The sequence below is a fragment of the Pandoraea sp. 64-18 genome, assembly GCF_001899225.1.
Taxonomy (GTDB): domain Bacteria; phylum Pseudomonadota; class Gammaproteobacteria; order Burkholderiales; family Burkholderiaceae; genus Pandoraea; species Pandoraea cepalis.
The window spans coordinates 129,798-144,475 of the sequence record NZ_MKVU01000001.1; the positions used below are offsets into that span (position 1 = coordinate 129,798).

13 protein-coding genes are annotated in these 14,678 nt (G+C 65.0%); 7 read left to right on the plus strand and 6 right to left on the minus strand.

Annotation, left to right across the window (positions count from 1 at the left end; all coding sequences use genetic code 11):
• Window positions 1-79: 79 nt before the first annotated feature.
• Both BGP02_RS00530 and BGP02_RS00535 read right to left on the minus strand, forming a co-directional pair.
• A complete protein-coding gene (locus BGP02_RS00530) occupies window positions 80-871 on the minus strand; it encodes an IclR family transcriptional regulator (protein ID WP_261938904.1) in 792 nt (263 codons plus the stop codon).
• Window positions 871-1,821, minus strand: coding sequence for a flagellar brake protein (locus BGP02_RS00535; RefSeq protein WP_286797171.1), 951 nt, complete (start codon window positions 1,819-1,821; stop codon window positions 871-873). The genes BGP02_RS00530 and BGP02_RS00535 overlap by 1 nt, the downstream gene beginning before the upstream one ends.
• A 485-nt stretch (window positions 1,822-2,306) precedes the next feature.
• Between BGP02_RS00535 and BGP02_RS00540 the strand changes: the two genes are divergently transcribed.
• On the plus strand, window positions 2,307-3,902 hold the full coding sequence (locus BGP02_RS00540; protein WP_286797172.1) for a hypothetical protein: 1,596 nt from the start codon (window positions 2,307-2,309) through the stop codon (window positions 3,900-3,902).
• A gap of 19 nt (window positions 3,903-3,921) precedes the next feature.
• Here BGP02_RS00540 and BGP02_RS00545 read toward each other — a convergent pair whose 3' ends face one another.
• The 3 genes from BGP02_RS00545 to BGP02_RS00555 are packed head-to-tail and all read right to left on the minus strand — an operon-like array spanning window position 3,922 to window position 6,932.
• On the minus strand, window positions 3,922-4,233 hold the full coding sequence (locus BGP02_RS00545; protein ID WP_261938901.1) for an AtuA-related protein: 312 nt from the start codon (window positions 4,231-4,233) through the stop codon (window positions 3,922-3,924).
• A gap of 1 nt (window position 4,234) precedes the next feature.
• On the minus strand, window positions 4,235-5,602 hold the full coding sequence (locus BGP02_RS00550; RefSeq protein ID WP_286797173.1) for an acyclic terpene utilization AtuA family protein: 1,368 nt from the start codon (window positions 5,600-5,602) through the stop codon (window positions 4,235-4,237).
• 25 nt (window positions 5,603-5,627) lie between these two features.
• A complete protein-coding gene (locus tag BGP02_RS00555; RefSeq protein ID WP_261938899.1) occupies window positions 5,628-6,932 on the minus strand; it encodes a CitMHS family transporter in 1,305 nt (434 codons plus the stop codon).
• 99 nt (window positions 6,933-7,031) lie between these two features.
• Between BGP02_RS00555 and BGP02_RS00560 the strand changes: the two genes are divergently transcribed.
• Complete coding sequence (locus BGP02_RS00560; RefSeq protein ID WP_286797174.1) at window positions 7,032-7,925, plus strand: LysR family transcriptional regulator; 894 nt, start codon at window positions 7,032-7,034, stop codon at window positions 7,923-7,925.
• 66 nt (window positions 7,926-7,991) lie between these two features.
• Here BGP02_RS00560 and BGP02_RS00565 read toward each other — a convergent pair whose 3' ends face one another.
• Window positions 7,992-9,194 carry an ammonium transporter gene (locus BGP02_RS00565; RefSeq protein ID WP_017233726.1) on the minus strand — a complete coding sequence of 401 codons (1,203 nt, stop codon included), beginning with the start codon at window positions 9,192-9,194 and terminating at the stop codon, window positions 7,992-7,994.
• Window positions 9,195-9,577: 383 nt separating this feature from the next.
• Between BGP02_RS00565 and BGP02_RS00570 the strand changes: the two genes are divergently transcribed.
• The 5 genes from BGP02_RS00570 to BGP02_RS00590 all read left to right on the plus strand — a co-directional run bounded on the left by BGP02_RS00570 (window position 9,578) and on the right by BGP02_RS00590 (window position 14,557).
• Window positions 9,578-9,877 (plus strand): antibiotic biosynthesis monooxygenase family protein, encoded by a 300-nt coding sequence (locus BGP02_RS00570; RefSeq protein ID WP_130025352.1) that lies wholly within the window; start codon window positions 9,578-9,580, stop codon window positions 9,875-9,877.
• Window positions 9,878-10,047: 170 nt separating this feature from the next.
• Entirely contained in the window at window positions 10,048-10,779 is a 732-nt protein-coding gene (locus BGP02_RS00575) for a FadR/GntR family transcriptional regulator (RefSeq protein WP_017233724.1), read from the plus strand.
• Between the two features lie 50 nt (window positions 10,780-10,829).
• Window positions 10,830-12,242: an FAD-binding oxidoreductase gene (locus tag BGP02_RS00580; RefSeq protein WP_286797178.1), complete on the plus strand. Its 1,413-nt coding sequence runs from the start codon at window positions 10,830-10,832 to the stop codon at window positions 12,240-12,242.
• Window positions 12,243-12,349: 107 nt separating this feature from the next.
• Window positions 12,350-13,237 (plus strand): amidohydrolase family protein, encoded by an 888-nt coding sequence (locus BGP02_RS00585; RefSeq protein WP_261938884.1) that lies wholly within the window; start codon window positions 12,350-12,352, stop codon window positions 13,235-13,237.
• 90 nt (window positions 13,238-13,327) lie between these two features.
• Window positions 13,328-14,557 carry an MFS transporter gene (locus BGP02_RS00590; protein ID WP_261938883.1) on the plus strand — a complete coding sequence of 410 codons (1,230 nt, stop codon included), beginning with the start codon at window positions 13,328-13,330 and terminating at the stop codon, window positions 14,555-14,557.
• Window positions 14,558-14,678 lie beyond the last annotated feature (121 nt).

The following is a 14,678-nucleotide window of genomic DNA, read 5'->3' on the forward strand; positions in this document are numbered from 1 at the left end:
GCCTTCGACGCCCTACCGACACCGGCCCTTGTCCGCAGGGGCCGGCTTTTTTCAGTCGAACCGAATCAATCGACGAGCCTTAGCCCCCGTGACCGGACCAGCCGAGCTGGTGACTGATTTGCGCGGCGGCGTGCTTCACGCGCGGCACGAGTTCCTGCATGCGCTCGCGGCTCATGTACTTGGTCGTACTCGAGACACTGATGGCGGCCACGATATGCTGGCTTGCGTCATACACCGGCGCGGCCACACAGCGAATTTGCGGCGTGTCGTCTTCCAGATCGAAGGCGTAACCGAGACGGGCGTAGTCGTGCATGCGGGCGAGCCACGCCGTCGTGTCGATCGACGTTGACGGCGCCTGCGACCGATAGTGAGCAAGCTGCGCCTTCCAAGCCGCTTCGTCCTGATCGAGCAACAGCGCCTTGCCCACGCCGGTCACGCAGATCGGCTTGCGTCCGCCAATGCGCGAGCTGATCTCCACGGCGCGTTGTCCCGGCAGTTTGTCGAGGTACATCACTTCCCAGCCGTCGGCGACGGCCAGGTGCACAGTGTCCTGCGTCTCGCTCGCGAGCGATTCGAGCGTGGGGCGTGCGACGCGTGGCAAGTCGATTTGTCGGTAGGCAAGAAACCCCAGTTCGATGAGCTTGTTGCCCAGCCGGTAGCCGCGACGCGGCTCAAAACGCAGATACCCCGCGTGTACGAGCGCCGACGCGATCCGGTGTGTGGTCGACGTTGTGATGCCGGTGTGTGCCGAGAGGGCCGGCACGGTGTCGATGCCGGCGGCGACGGCTTCCACGATATCGAGGCCGCGGAAGAGCGTCTGGCTGGCGAGCGTGCGCGGACGCTCGGCCTCGGGAGACTTCGGCTTCGCCATCAGGCCCCCCCGAGCGCCAGCAGGCGCTCGTAGACGTAGCACTTGAGCGCGACGTAATGCGACGGGTCTAGAACGGGCAATTCGACGCCGTGCAAATGACTGCCGTCGTCGCCCTGTTGCACGCTGCGGATCGTGCCACTGGCTTCGATGGGCATGTCGATGTCGCCGACACGCACGCGGAACGCGAGCCGCATGCTGTCGCCGGGCGCGCCGAGCGGAGCGTCGGCCAGCAGCGAGACACCTTCGGCGCTGACGTCTTGCAGCAGGGCAAGGTGGCGGGTCTCACCCGCGCTGACCGATACGACCAGCCTGGCGGGTACGCGCTGCGAACGGCGCAGCACCTTGCGGCGGATCTGTGCCGGCGCGGAGAGCACGGCGTAATCAAACGGCAGCCGCTTCACACGCTCCACCGTACAGACGAAGTGGTAAATGTCTTCGCCCGAGAATGTCCAGAGTTCGAGCCGCTCGCCGACGTTCAGGGTCGGCGGCGCGACGCGGCCCGTCGGGGCGGTGATGAACAGCATCTGATTCGGCGCGTATCCGATCACACGCGTGCGCACCCGCTGCGACCCGGCGCCCGGCGGCAATTGGATCTGCAGCCAGTCGCCGGGGCGCAGATTCAGGTCGGTGAGCGCGTACTGCGGTTGCGTCGCGCCGGCGGCGGCAGCGCTCGCATTGTCGGGGGCCGCCGCCGTGGGCGCGGTAACCTCCGACGGGGCGAGGTCGTCTCCACCGAGATTGGCGATCCGGTGCGGGGCGAACGACGCGAACAGCCAGTCGCGGCCCGCCTGCGTGGGGACGACATCGCCCGCGGCAAGCAGGGGTTCCCCATTGCGATCAACGATGGCCCAGGGCAGGGCGTCGCCCAGGGGGATCTCGTGGGGCGCGAGCGGGACAAGGGGGAGCGCATGGAGGGGCGCGGCAGACGTCTGAGATGGGGTATCGACCATAGGGGCAGGGGGCGCGCGGCGGGCGCGCTCGCGTTCGTGCGTTGAAATGTCGTGGATCGTTAGCTGGCCGGCATGGTATCGGCCCACCGGCTTCGCGGCAATCATAGCGAAGGGGGCTCGCCGGAATGCGCGAGCGACCGCTGACGTCAGGTGTCCGAAAGTCTACCCCGGCGCATTGGCACTTGGCGAGAGGGGAGTTGTACTCTGCCCTGTGCAAGCTGCGTAAGTGGGCACTCGCTGGGGGAGGGTTGCACCGCGGCACTGACAGGGTTCAACGGCTGGATTCGGGATGGGCGCGCGTGCTCGCTCCATGGGGCACGGCATGCGTCATGCCATCTCCCTATAGTTGACGGTTTGCCGGCGTGCCCGGCGGCGACCAGGTGGGGGGAGCGATGTGGTACCAGCAGTGTGCAGGCGCAAGCGGTTGGGGAGGGGCCTGGAGCAAGGCGCCGGCCGTTGAGCGCTTGGAATCGCCGGAGGCGACGATGCCGCGCCGCGCCGCGCAAACCGATATTGGCGCCCGTCTGACGCAGACGGCCAACGCGGCGGGCGATGCGTGCGGCGATGAGGTCGCGCTGTCACGTCGCGTCGATCCTGCGCTTGCGCAGGCCTTTGCCAAGGCGTGGGCGGGATTGTGGGTGACGACCGGGCCGTGCCAGCACTTCTATCGCAAGGAGTTCGAGCTGGCGCACGCGCGTGACGCGCGTCTGGCGTGCAACGCCGCACAGGTTGAAGCGATGTTGGTGCCCACTCACGACGAGGGCCTGCATTGCGGCACCGCCTCCGGTACTGCCATGGGTACGGGCACCGCTGCAGCGAACCGCGCCGTCAATGCCAACGCCAACGCTTCCGCCACCGCTATCGATGTCGACCCGACGTGCCGCGACATTGCGCGTTGGATCAACACGGTGGCCGCGACCGGCGACCGGGGTTGGCACTTTCGTGCGGCGCGCGATGCCCTGTCGCTCGCGGGCAATCTGTCGCTGCTCGCGATCATTGCCGCGTGCTTCTACCAGGAGGAGGGCGCGACAGGCGACGACGGGGCGCCGGTCGCCGGTCGCGGTGCCTCGATCGCCAACACCCCGTTTGGGGTGCCGTGGGCCGACTGGACGTTGCTGGCGTTCGAGGGCGCGAAGGGCGTCATGACGCAGTCGCTCGGTTCACCGACGCTGATTCGTCACCATGCCGTCGACGAAGTGCTCAAGCGCACGGACGCGGGATGCCGGCTGCTGGAAGCGTGCGTGGTGCCGTCGGCGCCGCCCCCTGAGGCGCCGTCGTCGTGGCGCGGCGCGCTTGCCACGCTCACGCGCTCGCGCGACGTTGCCACACTCTTTACGTTCGCCAATACGGCGGTGCCGCCTGCGCGGCTGGGACTCTGGATGCCGTCCTGGTTCGCGAGCGAGACGAGCCCGTCTGGCGGGACCGACGGTTATCGAGGCATCTTGCGCGTAGCCGGGCTCATGCTCGATTCCTGTCGCGCGGTGACGAGTCTGCTGGGTACCTGGGCGCGCAATGCGGTATTCACTCGCGATGCGCAGGACTTGACGCGCCGATGGGAATTGCTTTGCGAGCGGCTCGCGACGGTATCGGCCGACGATCGGGCGACAGTCCTCGATCGCGTCGATCGTGTGACGCAGCTCTCCACGCATTGTGACACCCCGCTGCTGGCGGCCATCGCGTCGAGCGAGGCTTTACGTGAGCGCCTACTGGCGTGCGGCGAATCGTTGACGGCGAACGACATCGCCGCCACTTGTGACGCGTTCGACGTGCAGTGCCACACGTCGTGCGTTGATGGCCACCGCTATCTGAGCCTGAATCCGGCCGAGAGTCCGTGGGGATATCGATGGAAGGGGGAGGCGTGGCAATGTGGGGGCGCGACGCCAGTTCGAACGTCGTATCGGTTGCTGCTGCTGTATCAGCACTGGAGCGCGGCGTTACTGGAACGCGTGGTGTCGTCGTGCGGTGCGCCGGCGGCGCAAGCGACCGAGGTGTCGCCGAATGATCGACCCACCGACCCGCCGGGCGTCACGCGCACGCGCTCGGGCGTGGCGCATGTCGATATCGAGTCGACGTGGGTGTGAGGGGGCATGGTGCCACGTGTCAATCCGGCGTTGCGACCTCAAAATCCAGCAAGGCCGAACTCATCGATTTGCCGTGGGCGTCCAGCGCGAGCGAGCGCGTCACGCCGCCCCCGAGCGCCTTGCCCAGGACGAAGTTGAACGCGCCCAGGCAAGGCAGTTCGTAACGCACGACATCGCCAAGCACGACGTCCCCCAGAAACGCCTTCACCCGCTCGGCCGTGACTTCGGCGCGCAGGTGCTCGTAATGCCTTGCGTCGTAGCAGATGAGCGAGACGTTGAGTGTGTTGCCCTTGTCGCCCGTGCGCGAATGCGCGAGTTCACGCAGCTTCATCTCACATCTCCACGAAGGTAAAGGACGGCTTGACGTGTTCGCGTGACAACAGCACCGACTGGACCGCGAGCACCTCGCGTACGGACTTGGTCACGCCACCACCGCCGGCTGGGCCGTTGGTGTACAACGTCTCGACTTCGTTGCCGATGCGTAACGCTTGCTCGGCGGATGGCATACGTCCCGCTACGCGCACACGGACTTCATAGGGCTCGGCGTGGCGCGCGCCCGCCGTTTCTCCGTGCAGCGAATTCATGCCGATCAGATCGCAGCGCAATTCGCTCGTCTGCACGCCCGTCAATGCCAGTCGTTCGCGAACGATATCGAGCGCTAGCCTCGCCCGTGACACGGCGCCCGGGCCCCCGTAAGAGATCTGCCCTTCGCCAATGAATCCGTCGACGTAGCCGACGGAAACTTTGAGCGTGTCCGTGCGGGGGGTGCCGCGTCCGCCCGTTACCTTGATCCGGTCGGGGGCTTCCTCTTCCACGCGCACGTGCGAAAAGTCGGCCACGACGTCGGGCTGAAGATATCGCCGGGGATCATGAATCTCGTAAAGCAACTGCTCCTTGCATGTGGCTTGCGTCACGCGTCCCCCGGCGTCGGGCACCTTGGTGATGACGACCGATCCATCGGGCGCGACTTCGCCAATCGGGAACCCGAGCGTCGCGAGGTTGGGCACGTCCTTGTAGCCCGGATCGGCGAAGTAGCCGCCGGTGATCTGTCCCGCGCACTCCAGCAGATGTCCGACGACGGTGGCCTGTCCCAGCGTTTCCCAATCGTCCATGCGCCATCCGAATTCGTGGATCAGCGGCGCGACGAACAACGAAGGGTCGGCCACCCGGCCCGTCAACACGATTTGCGCGCCCGCCGCCAGGGCATCGACGATGCCGGCCGCGCCCAGATACGCATTGGCCGACACGATACGATTCCCGTAAGACGCCACGCGCTCGCCCGTTTCTTCGAAGTGAGCGTCTCCTTGAAGCACGACGTCGAGCACGTCGTCGCCGGTGACGGCGGCGATCTTCACGTCGCCGAGCCCCAGTGCGCGAGCGATCTCCGCTGTCTTTCGTGCCGCCGCGAGCGGGTTGGCCGCGCCCATGTTCGAGATGATCCGCACGCCATTGCGCAGCGCTGCCGGCAGTACGGCGGTCATGCGTGCTTCGAGCAGCGGGTCGTAGCCGGATTGCGGGTCTCGGCGACGTGCCTGTTGCGCAATGCCAATCGTGCGTTCGGCCAGGCATTCGAAGACGAGATAGTCGAGCGCACCTCGCTGAGCGAGTTCAACGGCAGGCTCGATGCGGTCGCCCGAGTATCCGGCGCCTGCGCCGATCCGGATTCGTCGCGAAGACGGGGTGGGTTGCGTGCCGTTCATGCGGGTCGGGTCCGTTCAGTAAGGCTTAAAGCGTGAAGATGCCGAGTGCGACGCACGCGATCGTCATGACGATGGATGCGCCGAACAGCAGCGGAAACGTGAACTTCTGATGGTCGGCCAAATCGATGCCGCACAGGCCGACGACCAGGAAGGTGGCTGGCGTGAGGGGGCTGACCGGGAATCCTGTCGTCATCTGGCCCAGCAGGGCGGCTTGCCCGACGTGCACGGCCGGCACGCCCAGTTGTCCGGCGACCTCGGCAATGACCGGCAGTACGCCGAAGTAAAACGAATCGGGATCGAAGAGCATGCTCAGCGGCATCGACAGCAGACCGAGCGCGACCGGAATGTGGCCCGCCATGCCCGGCGGCACGAAGCCGACGGCCGCTTGCGCCATCGCCTTGAGCATGCCGCTGCCTTGCATCACCCCGGTGAAGACCCCGGCGGCGAGCAAAATGCCGGCCATCATCAACGCCGCGCGTGCGTGCGCGTCGATGCGTTTGCGTTGCATGTCGACGTCCGGGTAATTCACCATCAATGCGACGCACAGGCCCACCATGAACATGATCGCGGGCGGCAGCTTCTCGCCCATCACGACCATCGTGCCGAGCACGACCAGCGTAAGGAGGATGTTGAACCAGAAGAGCTTCGGACGGCGCAGCGCCTGTTGCTCGGGCGAGAGTTCTCGCTTGGGGCTTGGGATCGACCCGCTCGTGGCGCTCAGGCCGAGCCGCTTCTCTTCCCGGCGGCCGAGCCAGTAGGCCATGCCAAATACGAAGACCAGCCCGATGGCTTGCACCGGAATCAGCGGATTGAACAGGCTCGACACCGGCAGGTGGAGCGACGCCGACGCTCGAATCATCGGCCCGGTCCACGGCAGGAAGTTGATGCCCGCGGCCATCGACACGGCGGCTGCCAGCACGCGGCGGTCCATGCCCAGACGGTCGTAAAGCGGGAGCATGGCCGGAATCGTCACGAGGAAGCACACGGCGCCGGAACCGTCGAGGTGGATCAGCAGGGCCAGCAGCGTCGTGCCCATGACGATGCGCGTGGGTCGGGTGCCGACGGCTTTCAGGATGCGATCGATGATCGGATCGAGCGTGCCGGCGTCGGTGATGGTGCCGAAGTAAAGAATTGCAAAGACGAACATGCCGACGACCGGCGCGAGGCTCTTGAGGCCGTCGATCACGAACTTGCTGGTCTGAAAGCCGAACCCGCCGATCAGCGACGCCACGATGGGCACGATGATGAGCGCGACGAGCGGCGACATGCGTTTCGAAAGAATCGCGCCGAGCAGCACGACGATAGTAGCCAGCCCCAGTAATGGCAGCATGTGCTTGTCTCCTATGTTGTTTTTTGATGCGAACGAGCGTAAGTTCGGGGCGTTGATAAATCAATTGAAATGATTTGATCGCAGTAATCAAAAAACATAATGGATTTGAATCTACGAGACATCCGCGCGTTCATCGCGGTGGCGCAGACCGGCAGCTTCACGCGAGCGGCGGCGCGATTGCATTTGTCGCAACCGGCATTGACCGTGCAGATCCGGCGGTTGGAGGAGACGGTCGGCGTGCGGCTGTTCGATCGCAACAGCCGAAATGTTGCGCTGACGCCGACGGGGCGTGAGCTACTGCCGTTGTTGCAGAAGTCGCTGCATGACATGGAGCATGTGCTGATCGATGCGCGTGCGCTCGGCGACGGGTCGAGCGGCACGGTACGCATTGCCTGTTTGCCGACGTTTGCGGCGAGTGTGCTGCCGGAGTTGATCCAGCAGGTGAAGGCGGCGGTACCGCGCGCCGGTTTTCATGTGAGAGATGCGGTGGCCGGGGTAGTCGAGACGCTGGTGCGTAACGAAGAGGTCGATATCGGCCTGACGGGCGGTGAGTTGAACGACGCGGAGATTGACGTGTTGTACGCGGGCGCCGACCACTTGGTGGCGGTGCTGCCGGCGGGACATGCGCTGGCGCGGCGCAAGCGCGTATCGCTGACGGATCTCGCCAGCGTGCCGCTGGTGCTGACGGCGCAAGGCACCAGTGTGCGGGCGGTGGTGGATGGCGCGTTTGCGAGGGGTGGTTGCACGCTGGAAATTGCCTGCGAGCCGACGTACATGATGACGGCCGTCGCCATGGTCCGCGCGGGACTCGGCGTGACCATCCTGCCGGCGTCGGCTCGGGAAGTCCGGGCGGAACCGGAATTGCGGGTTCGCCCGATCGATCACGACGCGTTCCTGCGACCTATTGCCCTGATCAAGAAGCGCGGGAGAACGTTGCCTCCCGTCACGCAGACGTTTGTGGCGATGTTGTTGGAGAAGTTGGCGCCGGGGTAGGGGGCAGCGCGAACCCGCGGCGTTGCGCTGCGGGTTCGCGCTCCACGAATCTCGTGATGAACACACTCACCAATTCGTTTCGCGCTCCGGCGTCGCGGTGATCTTATGGATGGAGAGGTCGGCGCCGTAATATTCCTGTTCGTCGTCGAGCCTCAAGCCCACACAGCGTTTGATCACGCCGTACACGACATAGCCGCCGGCGAAGGCGATCACCACGCCCATCACGGTTCCGGCGACCTGCGCGAGGAAGCTCACGCCGCCCACGCCCCCGAGCGCCGTCTGTCCAAAGATGCCCGCGGCCACGCCGCCCCACACGCCGCACACGCCGTGCAACGGCCACACGCCAAGCACGTCGTCGATGCGCAGACGATTCTGTGTCACCGTGAACAGCCACACGAACAGGCCGCCGGCGACCGCACCGACAACAAGTGCCCCCAGCGGATGCATGACGTCCGAGCCCGCGCACACTGCAACGAGTCCCGCGAGCGGGCCGTTATGGATGAAGCCGGGGTCGTCCTTGCCGACCCACATCGCCACGAGCGTGCCGCCCACCATCGCCATGAGCGAGTTCACGGCAACCAGCCCTGAGATGCCGCCTACGCGCTGCGCGCTCATGACGTTGAAGCCGAACCAGCCGACAATCAGGATCCATGCACCAAGCGCCAGGAACGGAATCGACGACGGCGGATGCGCGGCGACTTGTCCCTGGCCGTTGTAGCGTCCCCGGCGCGCACCGAGGTGCAGCACCGCAGCCAGCCCGATCCAGCCGCCAACGGCATGCACGACCACCGAACCCGCGAAATCGTGGAACGGTGCGCCCAGCGCATGCGTGAACCAGTCCTGAACCCCCAGATGGCCGTTCCAGGCGATGCCCTCGAAGAACGGATAGATGACGCCGACGAGGAAGAACGTCGCCACGGACTGCGGGTGAAACTTGGCGCGCTCCGCAATGCCGCCCGACACGATGGCGGGAATCGCCGCCGCGAATGTCAGCAGGAAGAAGAAGCGAACCAGCGCGTAGCCGTTGTGCTCGGAGAGCACCGTGGCACTCGACCAGAAATCGACGCCGTACGCGAGCGGATAGCCGATGAAGAAATAGGCGAGACCCGAGACCGCGAAGTCGGTCAGGATCTTGACGAGGGCGTTGACCTGATTCTTCTTTCGAACGGTGCCGAGTTCGAGAAACGCAAAGCCAGCGTGCATGGCAAGCACCAGGATCGCGCCGAGCAGGAGGAACAGCACGTCGCCGGGTGTATTGGAATTGGGCATGAATGTGCTCTTTTGGTGCAAACATGAAGAAGAACGATGATATGCAAGAGTAATGCCAGCAATTTGTATCTCATTGATTAATATTGATGTTTTGTCTGGTGATATGAAATTTTCGGCGCCGCGCTGCACGTTCATGGTGCCGTGTGGCGTGTCGATGGGCGAAGTCCGTGCATTGACGTGACGCGCGCTGACCGAAAAAAGCGGAAAGGATGTGCGGCCGTTCATGCGATGCGTCGCGTGAACGCGCGGTATAGAATCTGACGGTCTCACGGGGCCATGCCGCCCGTCCGGTGTCGACGATGCCGCGCTGCCAACCGCGCCGTCGTGCGACGAGAACACGATCGACATAAGCGCTATCACGCGCAAATCACTAAGGAAATCCGATGATCTTTGAAATCGCCCAGATCGAAGTGAAGCCCGGCACCGAAGCCGCGTTCGAGCAAGGTGTCGCCAAGGCGACGCCGTTGTTCAAGGGCTCGAAAGGGTGCCACGGCATGCGTCTGCTCAAGTCCATCGAGCAACCGACGCACTACAGCCTGGTCGTGACATGGGAAACGCTGGAAGATCACACTGTCCACTTCCGTAACTCGGAAGCGTTCCAGCAGTGGCGGGCGCTGGTGAGCGACTGTTTCGCGGCGCCGCCGAATGTGGGTCACGTCACGGAAGCGCTCATCGGCTTCTAAGGGCTACGCGCATCAAGCGCAGCAACGCAGGCGGTGAAGGGAGTCTCCCTCACCGCCTTTGTCTTTTCTGGACCGGGAGACGAGATGCGCACCTAGGGTTAACTCGGTGATGACTGTCAAAAGTTTTCATATAACATGCAAACCAGAAAAATATTCCGTGACGTGAACGCATGACCACCAAGCCCAAGACCTTGACCGAACAAGTCGCGCAGCAGTTGCAGGAGGCGATCCGGCAAGGGACATATCCGATCGGCACCAAGCTGCCGACCGGCAAGCAACTCGCCGAGACGTACGGCGTGAGCCAAGCGGTGATCCGCGAAGTGACGGAGCGCCTGCGCGCGCAAGGATTGATCGACAGCCGGCAGGGGGCGGGCGTGACCGTGAAGGCGCGCACGCCGTCGAGCGGTTTTCAGGTGCCGGCCGGGCAAGACGCTGCCGACCTCGCGAGCGTCTACGAGCTGCGTCTCGATCTGGAGAGCACGGCCGCCGCACTCGCCGCCGTGCGTCATACCGACGATGACATTCGCCGACTCGCCGACATCCTGGAGAAACTCGAGACGAATCTGTACCACGCCGACAACGGCGTGGAGTACGACACCGCGTTTCACGCCGCGATTGCGCGTGCCACGCACAATCGTTATTACGCCGATCTTCTTCAGTACCTGAACCTGCAGATGCGGCAGGTCGTGCAAGCGGCGCGTTCGAACACGCTGCGCCACGAGGGACTCGCCGCGCAGGTGCATCAGGAGCACGTGGCGGTGTTCAATGCCATCAAGGCGCGCGATCCGCTGCTGGCGCGCGCGGCGTCGCTCTCGCATCTGTTGCGCGCGTCCGCGCGTCTCGGGCTGACGCTGCCCGAGCGCGACATCATTACCGGCGCCATCGCGCCGACCCGCGCCTGACCCGTCGTCAGATGCCATCCTCCGCACCGTAACCCCCGACGCGCGACCTTATGACCTTCACTGCTTTCGCTCAGCGCCTTGTCGATGCCGTCGGCGCCGACAGCGTTTTCACCTCCCCCGACGACGTTGCGCCGTGGCTCGCCGACTGGCGCGGCATGTATCGCGGCAACGCCCAGGCGGTCGTGCGTCCGCGCACGACGGAAGACGTCGCGAAGATCCTCGCGCTATGTCAGAGCACGGGCACGCCGGTCGTGCCGCGTGGCGGCAACACGGGGCTGTGCGGTGGCGCCACGCCCGACGCGTCGGCGCAGAACGTGGTGCTCAGTCTCGATCGCATGCATACCGTGCGCAGTCTGGACACCATCGCCAACACGCTGGTGGCCGAGGCCGGCTGCATTCTCGAAGACCTGCAACGCGTCGCGCGCGATGCAAACCGCCTGCTGCCGCTCAGTCTCGCGGCCGAGGGCTCGTGTCAGCTCGGCGGCAACCTCGCGACCAACGCCGGCGGCGTTAACGTCGTGCGCTACGGCATGACGCGCGAACTGGTGCTCGGCGTCGAAGCCGTGCTGCCGAACGGCGAGATCCTGCATGGTCTGCGCACCCTGCGCAAGGACAACACCGGTTACGACCTCAAGCAGTTGCTCATTGGCTCGGAAGGCACGCTCGGTGTCATCACTGCCGCGGCGTTGCGGCTGTATGCGCCGACCCCCGTGCGTCAGGTGGTGATTGCCGCGGTCACGTCGCCGCGTCAGGCGCTGGCCTTGTATGAATTGCTGTTTGCGGCGTGCGGCCCGCGCATGCAGGCGTTCGAGTTCTTCACGGGCGAGTGTGTCGACCTGGTGATGGCGCATGTGCCCGACGTGCGTGCGCCATTCGGCGAGCGGCACCCCGGCTACGTGCTGATCGAGCTGGCCGATACGGCGGACGAACAAGCGCTGGCCGCCTTGCTGGAGCGCGTGATCGAGACGGCCATCGAGCGCGATCTGTGTGCCGACGCCGTGGTGTCGTCCACGCTGGGGCAGGTGGAGGCAATGTGGAAGTTGCGTGAGGAGATCTCCGAGGCCCAGCGCGCGGACGGACCGCACCTAAAGCATGACGTTTCGCTGCCCATCGAAGCGATTCCGGATTTCATGACGAGCGCCGAAGCGCGCGTGCGGCGCGTGTGCCCGCAGGTGCGTCCCTTCATCTTCGGGCATTTCGGCGACGGCAATCTGCATTACAACCTGTCGCGTCCCGCGGGCGAGGCGGCCGACTTCATGGCGAAGCACGGCGAGGCGATCACCGCCGAAGTGCTCGACGAAGTGGCGCGTTACGGCGGCAGTATCAGCGCCGAGCATGGCATCGGGCAGCTCAAGCGCGCGTCCTTCGCGAAGTACAAGTCGCCGCTGGAGTTGCGCTTGATGCGCGAGATCAAGGCCGTGTTCGATCCGGCCGGCATCATGAATCCGGGCAAGCTGCTGTAAGCGCGTGCTTTGTCGATGAGTGCCGGCGTCCCTGGCGCTCGATCTGTTTTCCCCCGGCGTGCGCCCGACGTTCCGAGCGTCGCCCTCGCATCCCTTGAGGAGTCGATATGATTGTCACCCCCGCCGCCGGCGCGCCGCTGTGCCTCGGCCCGCTGCCCGAGATTGATCCACCGTCGTTCGTGGTGCCGTTCGGCGCCGTCGACACGCACGCGCACGTGGTCGCGGCGAGCGATTCGTACCCGATGGTGCCCGAGCGCAGCTATACGCCGCCGCCCGCGCCAGAAGACAAGTACCTCGCGATGCTCGATGCCACCGGCATGACCTACGGCGTGCTAGTGCAAATCAGCGTGTACGGCACGGATAACCGCTACCTGCTCGAGACGCTGCGCCGCCATCCCGACCGTCTGCGCGGTATCGCGGTGGTCTCGCCGGACGTGACCGACGCCGAACTCGAGGCGATGCACGCGGCGGGCGTTCGCGGGTTACGCATCAACGTGCTGTTCGGGGGCGGCATCGGCTTCAAGGCGATGGAAACGCTCGCGCATCGCATCAAGGATCTTGGCTGGCACATGCAGTTCCTGATGGATGTGAGCACGTTGCCCGACCTCATGCCGCGCATGACGAAGCTGCCGGTGCCGGGTATCGTCGATCACATGGGACACACGCCGGTGGCGCAGGGGCTCGACGCCCCGGGCTTCTCCGCACTGCGCTCGCTGGTGCGCGATCACGGGTATTGGGTGAAGCTCTCGGGCGCCTATCGCATCAGCGAACGTTTCCCGACGTTCGACGACGTCACGCCGTTTGCGCAAGCGTTGATCGAAGACGCTCCCGATCGCATGGTCTGGGGCAGCGACTGGCCGCATGTGTCGCTCACGCGTATGCCGAACACTGGGGCGTTGCGCAATCTGCTGCCGCTGTGGGCGCCCGACGCCGACACACGCCGCCGCATTCTCGTAGACAACCCGGCACGTCTTTACGGATTTCCGGCGGCGTGACGAATTGACCTCGCCGGCATTGTCGGGCGCAACGCGCGCCCGCGTACGACCCCCACTTCAAAGCACTTCAAAACGTCACGAGGAGACAAGATGGACTGGTATCGGCAGATGAACAAGACGGAGCGGCGCACGTTTGTTGCGGCGTTCGGCGGCTGGGCGCTCGACGCGCTCGACTTCATGGTGTTCACCTTCGTCATCACGACGTTGATCACCGTCTTCCAGATCGACAAGGCGCAGGCCGGCATGCTGGCCACCGTGACCCTGTTGTTCTCGGCCATCGGCGGATGGCTGGCGGGCGTGCTCGCCGACCGTTTCGGGCGCGTGCGTATCCTGCAAGCGACGATTCTGTGGTTCTCCGTCTGCACGGTCCTGATCGGCTTCGCGCAGAACTTCGAGCAGATCTTCGTGCTGCGCGCGTTGCAGGGGCTGGGCTTCGGCGGCGAGTGGGCGGTGGGGTCGGTGCTCATGGGGGAGATCGTGCGCACCGAGTATCGCGGGCGCGCCGTCGGCACCGTGCAAAGCGGCTGGGCCATCGGCTGGGCGGTGGCGGCGCTGTGCTACACGGCGTCGTTCTCGTTGCTGCCCGAGACTTATGCCTGGCGCGTACTCTTCTGGATTGGCGTGATTCCGGCGCTGTTCGTGCTCTTCATCCGTAAGAACGTGCCGGAACCGGCGCTGTTCGAGCGCACACGCAAGCAGGAAGCCGCCGCGGCCCAGCGCACGTCGGCATGGGCGATTTTCTCGCCGTCGCTCATCAAGACCACGGCGCTTGCTGCGTTGCTGTGTACTGGCGTGCAGGGCGGGTACTACGCCGTGACGACGTGGCTGCCCACGTTCCTGAAGACGGAGCGTCATCTGTCGGTCATCGGCACTGGCGGCTATTTGCTCGTGATCATTCTGGGGTCGTTCATCGGCTATCTGACGGGGGCTTATCTGACCGACCGTCTGGGGCGTCGGGCCAACCTGCTGATTTTCGCCGTGCTGTCGGGCGTGACCATCTACGCTTATACCCAGCTTCAATTGAGCAATGATCAGATGCTCATCCTCGGCTTCCCGCTGGGCTTCGCGGCGTCGGGTATTTTCAGCGGCATGGGGGCTTACTTGACCGAGTTGTTTCCGTCGGCGGTGCGCGCCAATGGACAGGGTTTCACCTACAACTTCGGGCGCGGCTTCGGTGCGCTGTTCCCGAGTCTGGTCGGTTATCTGGCCAAGACCAGCGGTCTTGGTGCGGCCATCGGCATGTTTGCCGGCGGTGCCTATCTTGTCGTGCTGATTACCGCCTTGTTGTTGCCTGAAACGAAAGGGCGCGAGATCGAGTAAGGTCGTACGTTCCTGGGGGGCTAGCGCCGTCGTCGTGGCTCGCCGCCCGGGTTTTCTGAATCAAGGGAGTTCCGCATGAAGGTGCTTGTCCCCGTCAAACGGGTAGTGGATTACAACGTAA